The sequence below is a fragment of the Brumimicrobium aurantiacum genome (genome assembly GCF_003402975.1).
Taxonomy (GTDB): domain Bacteria; phylum Bacteroidota; class Bacteroidia; order Flavobacteriales_D; family Crocinitomicaceae; genus Brumimicrobium; species Brumimicrobium aurantiacum.
This window is the reverse complement of the sequence record NZ_QURB01000001.1, coordinates 100,253-116,405: the sequence shown is the minus strand read 5'-3', so window position 1 is coordinate 116,405 and position 16,153 is coordinate 100,253. Positions and strand designations below refer to the sequence as shown.

14 protein-coding genes and 1 tRNA gene are annotated in these 16,153 nt (G+C 35.8%); 13 read left to right on the top strand and 2 right to left on the bottom strand.

From position 1 onward, the window contains the following. Positions 1–3: 3 nt before the first annotated feature. Positions 4–1,263: an imidazolonepropionase gene (gene hutI / locus DXU93_RS00590; RefSeq protein ID WP_116879301.1), complete on the bottom strand. Its 1,260-nt coding sequence runs from the start codon at positions 1,261–1,263 to the stop codon at positions 4–6. Positions 1,264–1,508: 245 nt separating this feature from the next. On the opposite strand from hutI, the gene DXU93_RS00585 reads away from it, so the two are divergent. The 5 genes from DXU93_RS00585 (at position 1,509) to DXU93_RS00565 (ending at position 8,671) form a co-directional block, all read left to right on the top strand. Further along, positions 1,509–2,447: a ribose-phosphate diphosphokinase gene (locus tag DXU93_RS00585; protein ID WP_116879300.1), complete on the top strand. Its 939-nt coding sequence runs from the start codon at positions 1,509–1,511 to the stop codon at positions 2,445–2,447. A gap of 13 nt (positions 2,448–2,460) precedes the next feature. Further along, the gene (locus DXU93_RS00580) at positions 2,461–3,078 is read left to right on the top strand and encodes a 50S ribosomal protein L25 (RefSeq protein WP_116879299.1); all 618 of its coding nucleotides are present in this window, start codon (positions 2,461–2,463) and stop codon (positions 3,076–3,078) included. A gap of 272 nt (positions 3,079–3,350) precedes the next feature. Further along, positions 3,351–6,113: a GEVED domain-containing protein gene (locus DXU93_RS00575; protein WP_116879298.1), complete on the top strand. Its 2,763-nt coding sequence runs from the start codon at positions 3,351–3,353 to the stop codon at positions 6,111–6,113. 256 nt (positions 6,114–6,369) lie between these two features. Further along, complete coding sequence (locus tag DXU93_RS00570; RefSeq protein WP_116879297.1) at positions 6,370–8,463, top strand: GEVED domain-containing protein; 2,094 nt, start codon at positions 6,370–6,372, stop codon at positions 8,461–8,463. A gap of 126 nt (positions 8,464–8,589) precedes the next feature. Continuing rightward, positions 8,590–8,671: transfer RNA gene (locus DXU93_RS00565), tRNA-Leu, on the top strand. A 632-nt stretch (positions 8,672–9,303) separates the two neighbouring features. Here the strand turns inward: DXU93_RS00565 and DXU93_RS00555 are convergent. Then, on the bottom strand, positions 9,304–9,927 hold the full coding sequence (locus DXU93_RS00555) for a porin family protein (RefSeq protein WP_165851302.1): 624 nt from the start codon (positions 9,925–9,927) through the stop codon (positions 9,304–9,306). A gap of 530 nt (positions 9,928–10,457) precedes the next feature. Here DXU93_RS00555 and rpsL point away from each other — a divergent pair. The 8 genes from rpsL to rplB are packed head-to-tail and all read left to right on the top strand — an operon-like array spanning position 10,458 to position 16,150. Then, complete coding sequence (gene rpsL, locus DXU93_RS00550) at positions 10,458–10,832, top strand: 30S ribosomal protein S12 (RefSeq protein ID WP_107038330.1); 375 nt, start codon at positions 10,458–10,460, stop codon at positions 10,830–10,832. Positions 10,833–10,842: 10 nt separating this feature from the next. Then, positions 10,843–11,313, top strand: coding sequence for a 30S ribosomal protein S7 (gene rpsG, locus DXU93_RS00545; protein ID WP_116879295.1), 471 nt, complete (start codon positions 10,843–10,845; stop codon positions 11,311–11,313). 13 nt (positions 11,314–11,326) lie between these two features. Continuing rightward, a complete protein-coding gene (fusA, locus tag DXU93_RS00540) occupies positions 11,327–13,435 on the top strand; it encodes an elongation factor G (protein ID WP_116879294.1) in 2,109 nt (702 codons plus the stop codon). 10 nt (positions 13,436–13,445) lie between these two features. Further along, positions 13,446–13,751: a 30S ribosomal protein S10 gene (rpsJ, locus tag DXU93_RS00535; RefSeq protein WP_107038327.1), complete on the top strand. Its 306-nt coding sequence runs from the start codon at positions 13,446–13,448 to the stop codon at positions 13,749–13,751. Between the two features lie 17 nt (positions 13,752–13,768). Continuing rightward, positions 13,769–14,383: a 50S ribosomal protein L3 gene (gene rplC, locus DXU93_RS00530; RefSeq protein ID WP_116879293.1), complete on the top strand. Its 615-nt coding sequence runs from the start codon at positions 13,769–13,771 to the stop codon at positions 14,381–14,383. Then, a complete protein-coding gene (gene rplD, locus DXU93_RS00525) occupies positions 14,383–15,009 on the top strand; it encodes a 50S ribosomal protein L4 (protein ID WP_116879292.1) in 627 nt (208 codons plus the stop codon). The genes rplC and rplD overlap by 1 nt, the downstream gene beginning before the upstream one ends. Before the next feature lie 6 nt (positions 15,010–15,015). Further along, entirely contained in the window at positions 15,016–15,312 is a 297-nt protein-coding gene (rplW, locus tag DXU93_RS00520; RefSeq protein WP_116879291.1) for a 50S ribosomal protein L23, read from the top strand. 13 nt (positions 15,313–15,325) lie between these two features. Next, positions 15,326–16,150 carry a 50S ribosomal protein L2 gene (rplB, locus tag DXU93_RS00515; protein WP_116879290.1) on the top strand — a complete coding sequence of 275 codons (825 nt, stop codon included), beginning with the start codon at positions 15,326–15,328 and terminating at the stop codon, positions 16,148–16,150. Positions 16,151–16,153: the final 3 nt, after the last annotated feature.

Below are 16,153 nucleotides of genomic sequence, written 5' to 3'. Positions count from 1 at the left end.
TAATTATGAACTGGTCAAAAATGTTTTACCATTTAATATTACAGTTTCAATATTGTTTTCTCCAAAAGAATAAGGTATTCTCGCTAAACTAGAAATTGGTTTTGTAATCATAATATTAGCCTTCTTTCCTACAGAAATTGTACCATGAGTCTCTGAAATACCCATTGCATAGGCTGTGTTAATTGTCGTAGCGTTCAAAGTCTCAATAGGAGTGAGGTTCATTTTTGTACAAGCGATGGATGTCAATAATTGCATATTCCCACTTGGAGCAGAGCCTGGATTGAAATCAGAAGCCAAAGCGAAAGGTAAGTCTGCCGCCAATACTTGTTTTGCTTTACCATAAGGAATTGAAAGGAAAAATGAACAGCCTGGTAAAAAGGTAGGCATTGTTTTACTTCCTTTTAAAGCTTCTATATCGTCATCATTTAACTCTTCAAGATGGTCAACTGATAAAGCTCCATGATCAACTGCGGCTTTAATTCCTCCCATAATTGAAAACTGGTTAACGTGAACCTTAGGGATTAAGTTGTATTTTGCTCCTTCCTGCATTAATCTCGTCATTTGATCTAATGTGAAATAATTTCTTTCACAAAAACAATCGATATAATCCGCCAATCCTTCTTCCGAAATTTGAGGTAACATTTCATTAATCATTAAGTCCATGTATCCCTCTTGATTTTCTTTATACTCTTTAGGGAAGGCATGAGCACCAAGGAAAGTTGCTTTTATTTCCATTGGAGAAGCTTCCTTAAGTCGCTTTATCACACGTAGCATTTTCAATTCGCCTTCAACTGAAAGTCCATATCCAGATTTGATTTCAATGGCTCCTGTTCCATATTTTGCTAGATTGTGAATGCGTTCTAGCGCTTCCTCAAAAAGGGTGTCTTCATCCATTTTTTGCAATTGGCGAGCAGAGTTTAGGATTCCTCCACCTTTTAAGGCTATCTCTTCATAAGAAAGTCCTTTGATTCTGTCCTCAAATTCACCTTCTCTGGTAGCAGCAAATACGGCATGTGTATGTGAATCACAAAATGTCGGAAGAACAAATTTACCTTCAGCATCAATTACTTCTAGATCTCTCCAATCTGTAATTCCTCCCCAATCTTCCATGCTACCAAAAGCAATAATTTTATCGTCTTCGATAGCCAAAAAAGCATTTTCAATAATGTTGCCATTGTTCATTTCTTCTCCTTTCTTAAAAGAATCGAAATCTTCTCCTGCTTGAAAAAGTCCTTTAATATTTTTGATTAACATTTTTGCCATAACTCTCAATTCATTTTTATGTAATAGGTCAAATTTAATCTATTGAGTTCTTTTTCCAAATGTTTAGGCTTTGATTCACCAGAATAGGATGAAAAACATTGAATTTAGCCTTCGTTTTCGATTTTATTTTGAAAACGAAATAAATAGTATTGAGTAAAAACGTGTTTTTTTTAATATCTCATTAGTAGAGGTGTTGCTGAGACAATTTATTTGTGTAACTTTGTCCCCTTGAAAATAATCAAGTGATGTCAAAAGAAGTAAAAATATTTGCAGGAAGAGCCACTCAAAAGTTGGGTGAGCAAATAGCTAAAGAATTCGGTGTGCCTCTAGGAGAGGTGACTGTTTCTGAATTTAGTGATGGAGAGTTTCAACCTTCTTTTGAAGAAACGGTGCGTGGAAAAGACGTGTTTATTGTTCAATCAACGACTCCTCCTTCTGATAATTTGATGGAGATGTTATTGATGGTTGATGCAGCGAAAAGAGCTTCTGCTAGAAAAATAATCGCCGTTGTTCCTTATTTTGGTTTGGCCCGTCAGGATCGTAAAGATAAACCACGTGTTGCAATTGGTGCTAAGTTAGTGGCCAATATGTTGATGGCTGCCGGTGTAGACCGTCTGATGACTATGGATTTACATGCCGATCAAATTCAAGGGTTCTTTGAAGTTCCTGTTGATCATTTATTTGCTTCAACAGTATTCTTCCCAGAGATTCAGAAAATGACTGAAACTGGAAATGTAGTTATGGCTGCACCAGATGTAGGAGGAGCAAAAAGAGCAAACTCTTACGCGAAGAAATTAGATATTGGTTTGTGTATTTGTCATAAACAAAGAAAGAAAGCCAATGTGGTTTCTGAAATGACTGTTATCGGTGATGTAAAAGGAAAGGATGTTGTGTTGGTCGATGACATGATTGATACCGCAGGTACACTAACCAGAGCAGCAGATTTATTGATGGAAGCTGGGGCGAATAGTGTTCGTGCATACTGTACCCATGCTGTATTGTCAGGACCAGCTTATGATCGTATCAATGCATCTAAAATTACGGAGTTGATTGTAACTGATACAATTCCATTAAAAGAGGAGAGCGATAAAATTCGCGTAATCTCAATTGCTGCACTATTTGGAGATATTATCCAAAAGATGGTGCACAATGAATCAATTAGTAAACATTTTATCATATCATAATTAAAATTACAAAATGAAAGCAGTAGAATTGAGCGGTTCGCTTAGAGCGAACGTAGGGAAAAAGGATACTAAAGCTGTTCGTAGAAACGGTGGTGTTCCTTGTGTGCTTTATGGATCTGGAGAACAAATTTGTTTTTCTGTTCGTTCAGTGGACATCGAAAAATTAATTTTCTCACCAAATGTATATCGTGTAGAATTAGACATCGATGGTACAAAGAAAATGGCAATTATTCAAGCAAAACAAATGCATCCTGTTACAGACAAGCCATTGCATGTTGATTTCCTTGAATTAAGTGATGACAAACCAGTTAAGGTTGGTATTCCAGTACGTATTTCAGGGCGTTCGAAAGGTGTCTTGAATGGTGGTCGTTTAATGACGATTTTCCGTACATTAAAAGTTGAAGGTCTTCCCAAAGATCTTCCAAACGAAGTGGATATTGATATTACACCATTACGTATTGGTCAGTCTATTCGTGTAAGAGATATTAACATACCAGGAGTAAAGCCATTGGAAAATGGTAGTGCTGTAATCGTATCTGTGAAAATGGCGCGTGGTGCTGTTGACGAAGGTGACGATGACGAGGAAGAAGGAGAAGAAGGAGAAGAAGCTTCTGAAAACTCTGAAGACTAAAAAAATAAAATATAAATGTTTAGGGCCTCGACTTTTAGTCGAGGCTTTTTTTTTGGCTTTATTTCTTCAAAAGTAATTTTAGTTTATGTGTCAAATGTAGTGATTCGAATTTTGCTTTAATAGGTTAATAAGTTAAATTATTTTTGGTTTTTTAAATAAAAAATAACGTGCTTTTGTGATTCAATTCAAAATGTTTTTTTATTAAAATGTGTTTGTTCCTTGTTTTTATTTTTATATTTGGTACACTATTTATTTAAAAAACTTCAATACTTATGAAAAATAAACTACTTAAAGGTATGTTGTTACTTGCTTCTTGCGCTTTTGGTGCAGGTGTCAGTGCGCAGAGCTATTGCCTGCCAACATATAATTATTCATCCGAAAGACTTTCTCAAATTGAGACTGTAGGAGCAGTCTCTAATGTAAATTATACCTCTTCAGCTTATCCAGCTGGTGGTTTTTCTGATGAAACAGCTCAAGTTGTACAAGCTTATGAAACACTAACTTTTGATTTAAATACCGTTTACTCTCCATCTTATGGTCATATTGTCCGTGTATGGGTGGATTGGAATAATGATATGACCTTTGATCATGCCACGGAAATGGTTAGTGAGATTTCAGGTAATGGAGGTTTATTGACACAACAATTAACGATTCCTGTTGGTGTTGCAGTTGGTACTTATCGTGTAAGGGTTCGTGGAGTTTACGGATCAACAGCAGATCCGTTACCTTGTAGTTCTGAATCATGGGGTTCTGCAGCAGATTTTACCTTGGAAATAATTAATTCGCCTTCTTGTTTACCACCACAAAACTTAAATGTTTCTAATGTGACTTCAACAACATTGGATTTAGCTTGGACGGAAGTAAATTCAGCTACTGAATGGCAGATTGAATATGGTCCACATGGATACACGCAAGGTTCTGCTTCTGGTACTGTAATACCAACAACGAGTTCGAATCCACATAATATAAGTATTACAGCTGGAACAGAATATGATTTTTATGTAAGGTCTATTTGTGCCGTTGGTGATACTAGTGTTTGGTCATCTCCTTTTGAAATGAATTACTGTGATGTGTCGTCTCAATATACTTCGGAGTATTTGAGTAATATTAGTTCTGTTGGTGCTTTAGTTGATGTAAATTATACTTCTTCATCTTTCCCGGCTGGTAGTTATGATGATGCAACCGCTTTGATTTTTGAGACTTTTGAGGCACAGACCTTTGATATAAATACAACTTATTCTGCTGGTTCAAATGGTGTTAATGTATGGGTTGACTGGAATAAAGATATGGTTTTTGATGCAAGTGAATTAGTAGGTTCTGCTGCAGGATCTACGGCTTCAAATACGATTTCGGTTACTGTACCTGGAGGTACACCTCAAGATGATTACAGGGTGAGAGTAAGAGGTCAATGGGGTTCAGGAGCGAATCCACCTGCTTGTGGTCAAATTACATGGGGATCAACAGTAGACCTGACTTTAACAGTTGTTCAACCACCTTCTTGTCTTCCTCCAAATGGAGTTCAAGCCTCAAACGTGACTGATACTTCAGTGACTTTTGCATGGACAGAAAATGGAACTGCAACAACTTGGAATATTGAATATGGTCCTACTGGATTTACTCCTGGTACAGGGGCTGGAACGGAAATCAATGGTGTTACAGCGAATCCATATAATATTACTGGCCTAATGAGTAGTACAGAGTATGATTTTTATGTTCAAGCAGATTGTGGAGGAGGAGACTTAAGTTTCTGGTCTCCAGTTTTAGGCCCAGTCTTAACAAACTGTAGTATTTCTGAAGCAAATGGTTTCTGTGAAGGGTTTGATATTAATTTATCTCCATCAATTGGTTGTTGGAGAGTGATGGATGAGAATTCTGACGGTGATATGTGGACTGTTGGTACAACTCAGCCAAATCAAGGAGCTTATGCAGCTGAATTCTATTCTGATTTTAATAATGGGAATAATGATGACTATCTCGTTTCGCCACAGTTAAACTTAACTGGTATTGAAGCGATGAAGTTTGCTTATAGTGTTTATAGTGCAAGTGAGCCTAATGATTTTCAAGTGTTATTATCAACAACAGGTACTGATGTGTCAGATTTTACAGATACGTTAATGCACTTAGCACAATATTCGAATACAGATTATTTGGATACAGTTATTGATTTGACATCATTTACAGGTCCAGTTTATGTTGCATTCCATATTCCTCCAGGAGGTTTGGATGGATGGAGATTATTTATTGATGACTTGTGTTTTGGAGAGTGTGTTCCAACACCTGGTCAAGACGGTTCCTTTGATGCGTGTATGTTAGATGGTCAGATTGATTTGTCAAATAATATTATTTCAAATATTAACACCAATGGAAGATGGGAGTTCCCAGCAAATCAAAGTTTAATTGTAGATGATACTTTATTCAATATTGGTTCATTGCCATCAGGAGGGATTGAAGTGTTGTATATTGTTGAAGGTTTGTGTGTACCAGACACGACAATCGCCACAATTAATGTTTATCAACCTTCTTCAGCTGGTGAAGATGGATCGATGACGGTATGTATGAATACGCCCTCTAATTTGTTTTCTGCTTTGTCAGGAAACGTAGATATGGGAGGGACTTGGTATGATCCTCAAAACAATCCTTTGTCAAATTCGCAGCCAATTGCACCAAATGTACCAGGTAGTTATCAGTATACTTATATTGTGGATAACGGTTTCTGCCCATCTGATACATCGGTTGTTGTTTTGACTTCTGATGGAAGTTGTGATTTCTTGTCTGTAGGAACAGAAGAGTTGAATGATATTTCGGTTTATCCAAATCCTGCGACTGATGTGATATCTATTGATAATCCATCTAGCACAAGTGTCCTTAAAGTGGAAATGTTAGATATGAACGGAAGAATTGTTTTAGTTGAGAATAAGGGATTAAATAATTCTAAAAAAACAACTTTAAATATCCAAGCAATTGAAAAAGGTGTTTATACCTTGAGAATATATAATGATAATGGTCAAAGAACTTTCAAAATTGTAAAACAATAGTAGAAACTAGTTTAAACCAACAGAAAAGCACCTTCTATTTTGAAGGTGCTTTTTTTTTATCTTAATTTTTACGACGAAGAATTCTACTTATTTCTGATGATTAGTCGGAAATCAAATCTTTGGTATGTTCTAATTAACTAGAACTCTGATTTAACTGTTGTTTTGTTAAATACTAATGTTTAATATAATTATTGTTAATTTTTGATAAATATTAATTATATTTATAGTCAACTACAAATTTTTTAAAACAATACTTATGAAAAATAAATTACAAAATTATTTAATGATGTTTACCATACTTTTTGGGCTGAGTCCTGTTATGTATGGTCAATATTGTACACCTTCTTATTCCACAGCGTGTAGCTTTGGCGATGATTTGAATGATGTGTATTTGCAAGGAGCGACTGTTACTTTATCTAATTTGAACAGTGGATGTAATGGGACAGCGGGTTATTCTGATAATACCTCAATGAATGTTGCAGATTTGTCTGCTGGTTTAACTTATACGTTGTCGGTTGGGACTTCTTATGGTTCTCCGCAATATGAGTCGGTAAAGGCTTGGATTGATTATAATGAAAATGATTCTTTTGAAGCAAATGAGATCATTGCCGAAATTAGTGGTTTAAGTTCTGGATTGAATGATGTGGACTTTACAGTTCCTGCTGGTACAGCACTTGGTGTGAAACGTATGAGGGTTAAACTGGATTATACTACCAACGGAGCTGGGATTGACCCATGTGCATCATCAGTTGCTTATGGTGAAACAGAGGATTATAACGTTGATATTATTGCACCTCCAAGTTGTATTCCTGTTTCGAATATCGATTCAGTTAATGTCTCAACTACTTCTGTGGAATTAGGTTGGACTGAAAACAATGGTTCATCATCATGGGTCATAGAATATGGAGTAGCTGGATTTTCTCTAGGAAGTGGGATGCAAACTTCTGTTGCAACTAATCCTTACCTAGTTTCTGGCTTAATACCAAGTACTGAATATGATTTTTATGTGTTGACTGATTGTGGTTCTGGTGATTCGAGTTTTTGGCAAGGGCCTTATTCAACTTTTACTGATTGTGGAGTTGCTGTAGCTCCATTTTACCAAAGTTTTGATGGAACTAATGAAACGCCGCAATGTTGGGAGAATACTGTGAATGGTGGAGCTACTGCTTATAATGTTTGGCTTTTTAATAATACTCCAGGGTATGGTGCTGCAGCAAATGGTAAGCCAGCAGGTTCATATGTATGGGCGGATGGTTCTTATGAAAATGATAGCACTATGTTAACGACAACCCAGATCGATTTGTCTCAATTGACAACTCCTTATTTGTCATTTGAGTGGTTTAGCAATAATACCGATGAGCCAGGGGATAATGTACCTTTGATTGTAGAAGTGTTTGATGGAACTTCTTGGACGTTGATTGATACACTGAGAGGTGATAGTGCTGAATGGGTGTTTGTAAATTATGATTTATCTGCTTTTATGAATGATACGGTTCAAGTGCGCTTTATGGTGAATCAAAGTGTTACGAATAATTTTGCTTTTTATAATGATATCTTAATCGACGAATTGAGATTAGATGATTGTGTTAGTCTTGGTGGACAAGATGGAGTGTTTGATATATGTCGCTTAGATAGTACTGTAAATCTTGAAGATAATATTATTACTAAACCTAATGGTGGAGGCTATTGGTCTTTCCCATCGCAACCTGCATATTTAATAAATGATACTGTTTTTAACGCTACATATTTACAAGCAGGAACTTATGATGTTTATTATATTGAGAGATATGTGTGTTATGATACAACAGTAGCAACGATTAATGTTTACAGTCCTTCTTCTGCCGGTATTTCATCATCAGATTCTGTTTGTCAAAATGAGCCGATAAATCTTTTTGGAATTCTAGATGGTTCTGTTGATTTAGGAGGAGAGTGGTTTGATTATTCAAATATCCCATTAAGTGGTTCTCAACCTAATGCTCCCGTAATCCCAGGTTCTTATAATTATACTTATGTTGTTTCTAATGGAGTGTGTCCAGCTGATACTTCAATTGCCGAGGTTATTGTGAGTGATGATTGTGACTTCTTGTCTATAGGTCTAGAAGAATTCTCGAATATCTCTGTTTATCCAAATCCAACAACTAATGTGCTTAATATTGTTAATCCTTCTAACGCTACTTCACTTAAGGTAGAGATGTTAGATATGAATGGTAGAGTAGTGATGTCTGAAAATAAGGCATTGGAAAATGCTTCTGAAGCAACCATTTATATAGATCATGTGGAAAGAGGTGTTTATTCATTGCGAATTTATAATGAAGAAGGCAGGAAAACTTTCAAAATTGTAAAGCAATAAATAGATAGGCTTATATTTTTAAGTAAAAGCGTTCCTTTAAAAAGGGACGCTTTATTTTATTTAAATTAATTCATTGTTTTATTGCTTGTAATAATTATTTACTTAAATTTGCACTCTCAATGATATGCCCGGGTGGCGGAACTGGTAGACGCGCTGGATTCAAAATCCAGTTCTTTCGGGAGTGCGGGTTCGATTCCCGCCCCGGGTACAATAACCAGAGTGAAAATGAGAGCGTAAGCGATCAATTTCCTCTGGTTTTTTCTTTTGTACTCTCTTTTATTCTAAAATGCATAAATAAAGGATCAAGACTAATTGTTGGGGATTTGGCATAAATTTCGGATAATCGAAACAAAAAAACTCAACATTTCTAACACCTCTAAATTGAAATCTAAAGGCTTTAATTTTTGCATTAAAAGATTATACTGTTGCATTGGTACATCTGTTTTCGAAGTATTTAATAATTGTTGAATAGTTTAGATGGGGTGTATTAATAATTGTATTAAAACACTTTAAACTGGGATCCTTTCACATCTTTATATCAATGCGCTATTTTGGTTAAAGTCATTCCGTTATCGGTAGAATTATTATAAATCAGTCTCAATTTTTGAGACAAATCGTATGTATTTTTAATCCTTGAATATATCTTGTATAATATCTATGTGCTTTTTTCATGATTTTCTATCTGCTTTTTGCAGACATACTGTTTAAAAAATAAAAAAAAGGTGTGGAAGTTTTACATGAAAATGATTCTTATAAAACTTCCACACCTCTGCTATTCATTTTACTGTTGTTTCTTTAATTGCCAAACCAATGTAATTGATTAGTTGTTAGGCTTTAATATTAGTAGAATCTATATCCTAAAGTTAATTGCGCCCATGTGTTTTTGTATCGAGGTGTGTCGTGGGTTCCGTCTCCTCGATTATTTTGAAGATCGAAACCGACTCTTCCACCAATTGTAATGTGATCAATATTAATATTTATTCCTCCCACAAGACCCATTATGTTTTTTCGGATATTATCTTGTTCAAATGTGTTTTCATGATTGAATTCTGTTGTTCCACTTTCGAATTCATTTTTCTCACTTAATAGATATGCGAATTGTGGACCAGCAACAATTGAAACAGCATCGAAGGGTTTAAAAGCAAAAAGTACAGGAACTTCTAAGAAGGTGGTTGTTTTACTGTATTTATATTCGTTAGTCAAAATGGCGCCTCTTCCTTGGAATCCTTTTTGAGTTAGAAGAACTTCTGGGTGTACTCCTAAAAATTTTCCAATTGGAATTTCCAGATTTGCTCCAATAGTGTATCCTAATTTTGGGTCTGCCTCGAATTGTTCTCCTTCCGAATCAAACACGTTTGAAATTGATGGTCCGGCTTTGATTCCGAGTTTTAACTCTTCTCTCTGTCCGAAGGAGTTAATACCTATGACGCATGCAATAATAGTAGTGAGAATTGATTTTTTCATTTTTCTAGTTTTTATTTTAGTTAAAAATTCTGTCATTTTATAAGATACATTAATATTCTGTCTGTAAAGAACGTGTTAACAGTATTTCACAGATGAACCCTGTCTAATTAATAGTTTTTAACATTTATAGGTCGATGGATTGAATGGATTACTAGAATATATTTCGAAATATCTTGTTTAGATATTTATCGTTACAGTAAATAGGATTTTGAAAATCAGTCTTGTAAATATTTTATGTCAAATAAATGACAAATCAGTGTTTGGTTTTTTCACCCTATAATTAGGGTGGTTTTATTTTGACTTTTAAAAAAATCTCCTAAATTTGTAGATGTCGAGATGAAAATGCATTTTATTTTGACATTTCTAAATCCAATAAAGCTGATAAGTTTTTGTTTTTAATAAACACTTCTTTGTTAAAAATCAGCAAGTTTTCTCTTATAACTATTGGAATCTAAATTTAAATTCTTATTTTTGCAACCCTCAAAGTAGTTTTGAGGAGATTATTTATTGTAAAAATTTAATGTAAAAATATGCCAACTATACAACAGTTAGTGCGCAAAGGAAGAACAGCGCCGGTGAAGAAGAGCAAGTCAGCAGCACTTGATTCTTGTCCGCAGCGTAAAGGAGTATGTGTGCGTGTGTACACCACTACACCTAAGAAGCCTAACTCTGCTATGAGAAAAGTAGCCAGAGTACGTTTGACAAATGGGAAAGAAGTTAATGCTTACATCGGTGGAGAAGGTCACAACCTTCAGGAGCACTCGATGGTATTGGTTCGAGGAGGAAGAGTTAAAGATCTTCCGGGTGTTCGATACCATATCGTTCGTGGTGCGGAAGATACTGCAGGTGTTGAAGGAAGAACGCAACGTCGTTCTAAGTATGGAACTAAAAGACCTAAAAAATAAAACGTAAGTCATGAGAAGAAAAAAGGCGAAAAAAATTGAGATCTTGCCGGATCCAAAGTTTAAAGATGTTCAAGTAACTAAGTTCGTGAATAATCTTATGTTGGATGGTAAGAAAAACACTGCTTTTAAGATCTTTTACGATGCAATTGAAATCGTTGAGTCAAAGTTAGAGGATCAGTCAGGTTTAGAGGTGTTTAAAAAAGCGATTGATAACATTACACCAAGTGTAGAGGTTAGAAGTAGAAGAGTTGGGGGTGCGACATTCCAAATTCCTACTCCTGTGCGTGAGGGTAGAAAGCAATCACTAGCAATGAAGTGGATGATCACTTTTTCTCGTAAGCGTAATGAGAAAACAATGGCTCAGCGTTTAGCGAATGAGTTTATTGCAGCTTCTAAAGAAGAAGGTGGAGCTTACAAGAAGAAAGAAGATACATTAAGAATGGCGGAGGCAAACAAAGCATTCTCACATTTCAGATTCTAAAAAAAAGCAAGTTATGGCAAAAAGAGATTTAAAATATACAAGGAATATTGGAATTATGGCTCACGTAGATGCTGGGAAAACCACAACTACAGAGCGTATCCTTTATTATACTGGAATTAGTCACAAGATAGGTGAGACTCATGATGGTGCGTCAGTGATGGACTGGATGGAGCAAGAGCAGGAAAGAGGTATTACAATTACTTCTGCTGCAACTACAGCCTCTTGGAATTATTTAGATAAGGAGTATAAAATTAATATTATTGATACTCCAGGTCACGTTGACTTTACTGTTGAGGTAGAGCGTTCGTTACGTGTATTGGATGGTGCTGTAGCATTGTTTTGTGCATCTTCAGGAGTAGAGCCTCAATCTGAAACTGTTTGGAGACAAGCCGATAAATATGGTGTTCCAAGAATTGGTTTTGTAAATAAGATGGACCGTGCAGGTGCAGATTTCTTAGGTACAGTAAATCAAATTAAAGAAAGACTTGGAGGTACTCCAGTTCCACTTCAATTACCGATTGGTTACGAAGATACTTTCAGAGGAGTTGTTGACCTTATTGTAAACAAAGCATACGTTTGGAACGAGGAAGACTTAGGGATGACTTGGGAAGAGATTGATATGCCAGAGGATATGGTTGATCAGGTTGCTGAATACAGAAATTATCTTATTGAAACTGTTGCAGAGTCTGATGATGCTTTAATGGAGAAGTTCTTCGAAGATGCTGACTCTATTACAGAAGACGAAATGATCAATGCGATTAGAAAGTCTACAATCAGTATGGCAATTACTCCAATTATGTGTGGATCTGCATTTAAAAACAAAGGTGTTCAAACACTTCTTGATGCAGTTATGGCATTTTTACCTTCACCAATTGATGTTGAAGCGATTGAAGGTAAAAACCCTGTGACTGAGGAAATGGAAACTAGAAAGCCAAGTTTGACAGAACCAATGTCTGCTTTAGCATTTAAAATTGCAACTGACCCATTTGTAGGTCGTTTATGTTTCGTTAGAACTTATTCTGGTAAAATCGAAGCTGGTTCTTATGTGTACAATACACGTACATCTAAAAAAGAACGTATTTCTCGTTTGTTTCAAATGCACTCAAACAAACAAAATGCAATTGAAGTATTAGAATGTGGTGATATTGGAGCGGCAGTTGGATTTAAAGACATCAGGACAGGTGATACCTTATGTGATGAGAAAAGTCCAATCGTATTAGAGTCTATGGATTTCCCAGACCCAGTAATTGGTATTGCAATTGAGCCTAAAACAAAAGCTGATGTTGATAAATTATCAGTAGGACTTAATAAATTATCAGAAGAAGATCCAACATTCCAAATTAAATCTGATGATGATTCAGGTCAAACAGTAATCTCAGGAATGGGAGAGTTACACCTTGAAGTTTTAATTGACCGTTTAAAACGTGAGTTTAAAGTAGAGGTTAATGAAGGTGAACCACAAGTATCTTACAAAGAGAAGATTTCTACTCCTGTAGATCATAGAGAAACTTATAAAAAACAATCTGGTGGTCGTGGTAAATTTGCTGACATCGTTGTTAAAATAAGTCCTCAAGAAGACGAAGAGAAAGAAGGATTAGAATTTATCAACAGCATTAAAGGTGGTAACGTTCCTCGTGAATACATTCCATCAGTTCAGAAAGGTTTTGAAACTGCAATGAAAAATGGTGTTTTAGCTGGATACCCAATGGATTCACTTAAAGTTGAATTAGTTGATGGTTCATTCCACGCAGTCGATTCAGACTCACTTTCATTTGAGGTAGCTGCGAAAATGGCATACCGTAATGCAATTCCAAAAACAAATCCACAATTATTAGAACCAATCATGAAATTGGAGGTTGTTACTCCAGAAGAAAACATGGGTGATGTAGTTGCTGATTTGAATAGAAGACGTGGACAAATGCAAGGAATGGAAGATAGATCAGGAGCGAAAGTTGTTAAAGCACACGTTCCATTATCTGAAATGTTTGGATATGTTACAACTTTGAGAACAATTTCATCAGGTAGAGCAACTTCAACAATGGAGTTTTCTCACTATGATGTTTGTCCAAAGAACATTGCAGATGGAGTTATCGCGAAAATTAAAGGAAATGTTACAGCTTAATTTATAAGTAATGAGTCAAAAAATTAGAATAAAATTAAAGTCTTACGATTACAACTTGGTTGACAAGTCGGCTGAAAAAATCGTAAAAACAGTAAAAACTACTGGTGCTGTAGTAAGTGGTCCAATTCCACTTCCAACACACAAAAGAATTTATACTGTATTGAAGTCACCACACGTTAACAAAAAAGCACGTGAGCAATTCGAATTATGTTCTTACAAGAGATTGTTAGATATCTATAGTTCGTCATCAAAAACTGTTGATGCACTTATGCGCTTAGAGCTACCAAGTGGTGTTGACGTAGAAATTAAAGTTTAATTTATAATAAAGAAAGAATGCCAGGAATTATTGGAAGAAAAGTCGGAATGACTAGTGTCTACAGTGTCGAGGGTAAGGCAACACCATGCACAGTGATAGAAGCTGGTCCTTGTGTTGTTACACAAGTTAAAACAAATGACAGGGATGGATACGATGCCATTCAGTTAGGATTTGGAGAGCGTAAAGAAAAAAACACTCCAGGTGCATTAAAAGGTCACTTTAAGAAAGCAAACACAACACCTAAAAAGGAGTTAGTTGAATTCGATGGTTTCGAACAAGACTTAAAAGCTGGAGAAGTAATCAATGCTGATTTATTTGCAGAAGGAGATTTAGTAAATATCTCTGGAACATCTAAAGGTAAAGGTTTCCAAGGTGTTGTAAAACGTCACGGATTTGCAGGTTCAGAAAGAACTCACGGTCAACAAAGTATGAGCAGAGCTCCTGGATCTATCGGGATGGCTTCTACACCAAGTCGTGTTTTCAAAGGGAAGAAGATGGCAGGTCAAACAGGTAACAAACGCGTTACTATCGAGAACCTTGAAGTAATTAAGGTTTTAGGTGACAAAAACATTTTAGTAGTTAAAGGTTCTATCCCAGGAGCTAAAGGTTCAACAGTAATAATTGAGAAGTAATGGAAGCAAAAGTATTAGATACAAAAGGTAAAGCTACTTCAGATAAGTTGAGTTTATCTGATTCAATTTACGGAATTGAGCCAAATGATCATGCAATTTACTTAGATGTAAAGCAGTATTTGGCGAATCAACGTCAAGGTACTCATAAATCTAAGGAAAGAGGTGATATCACTGGAAGTACTAAAAAGATTAAAAAGCAAAAAGGAACAGGTACAGCACGTGCTGGTTCTATAAAAAGTCCAATTTTTAGAGGTGGAGGTAGAGCATTTGGACCACGTCCAAGAAACTACAGATTCAAACTTAATACTAAGTTGAAAAGAGTTGCAAGAAAATCTGCATTATCTCTAAAAGCTAAAGAAGAGTCAATTCTTGTTTTAGATGGATTGAAATTTGACACACCAAAAACAAAAGAGTTTTTATCAGTTTTAACAGCGTTGAAATTGGAGAATGAGAAAACATTGTTTGTTGTTGGCGACAATAATGACAATGCTTATAAATCAGCAAAAAACATCAAGAATGTAAAGGTTGTTTCTGCTGACTCACTTAACACTTACGATGTGTTGAATGCAAGAAAAGTTGTAATTGCAAAAGATGCAGTTGACGTAATTGAAAAGATTTTAAACTAATTGGTGATGAACACAATTATAAAAAAGCCTCTTATTACAGAAAAAGCTACAATGGATAGTGAAATGAATAATCGTTTTACTTTTGTAGTAGATCATAGAGCGAATAAGATAGAAATTAAAAAAGCCGTCGAGAACATGTATGACGTTACAGTGGAAGCTGTACGTACGATGAATTATGGCGGTGGAAAACCCTCTGTTAAGTTTACTAACAAAGGTATCGTTGAGCAACGCAGTAGTAAATTCAAAAAAGCTATTGTTACTGTTGCAGAAGGAGAGACGATTGATCTGTTTACTAATGTTTAATTAATTAAAAGAAATGAGTCTTAAAAAATTCAAGCCTACAACTCCAGGGCAGAGACACAAACTCATCAGTGATTATTCTGAAATTACCGCAAAAGGTCCAGAAAAATCTCTACTTGCATCTCGTAAGAAATCAGGTGGACGTAATAATTCAGGACGTATGACTATGCGTTATATCGGAGGTGGTCACAAGCAGAAGTATCGTATTATCGATTTCAAAAGAGATAAAGCTGATATTCCTGCCACTGTAAAGACGATAGAGTATGATCCAAATCGTACTGCTAATATCGCTTTACTTTTCTACAAAGATGGTGAGAAGCGTTACATTATTGCGCCGGAGGGACTAGAAGTTGGTGACACTGTTATGTCAGGAAAAAATGCAACTCCAAAAGTTGGAAATGCAATGTATATTTCTGATATTCCATTGGGAACAACTGTACACAACGTTGAAATGACACCTGGAAAAGGAGGAGTTATTGCTCGTGGTGCTGGAACATCAGCGCAATTGATTGCCAGAGAAGGTAAGTATGGTATTTTAAAAATGCCATCTAGTGAAGTTCGTATGATCTTAACTACTTGTCTAGCAACGATTGGTTCTGTTTCGAATCATAATCACAGTTTATCTGTTTCTGGTAAAGCTGGTCGTTCAAGATGGTTAGGCCGTCGTCCTCGTGTTAGAGGTGTTGTGATGAACCCAATTGATCACCCAATGGGTGGTGGTGAAGGTCGTCACTCTGGAGGACACCCAAGATCGCGTAACGGTATTCCTGCAAAAGGATACAAAACGCGTGCAGCTAAGAAATATTCAGATAAGTTTATCATTGAGAAAAGAAAGAAATAGGAT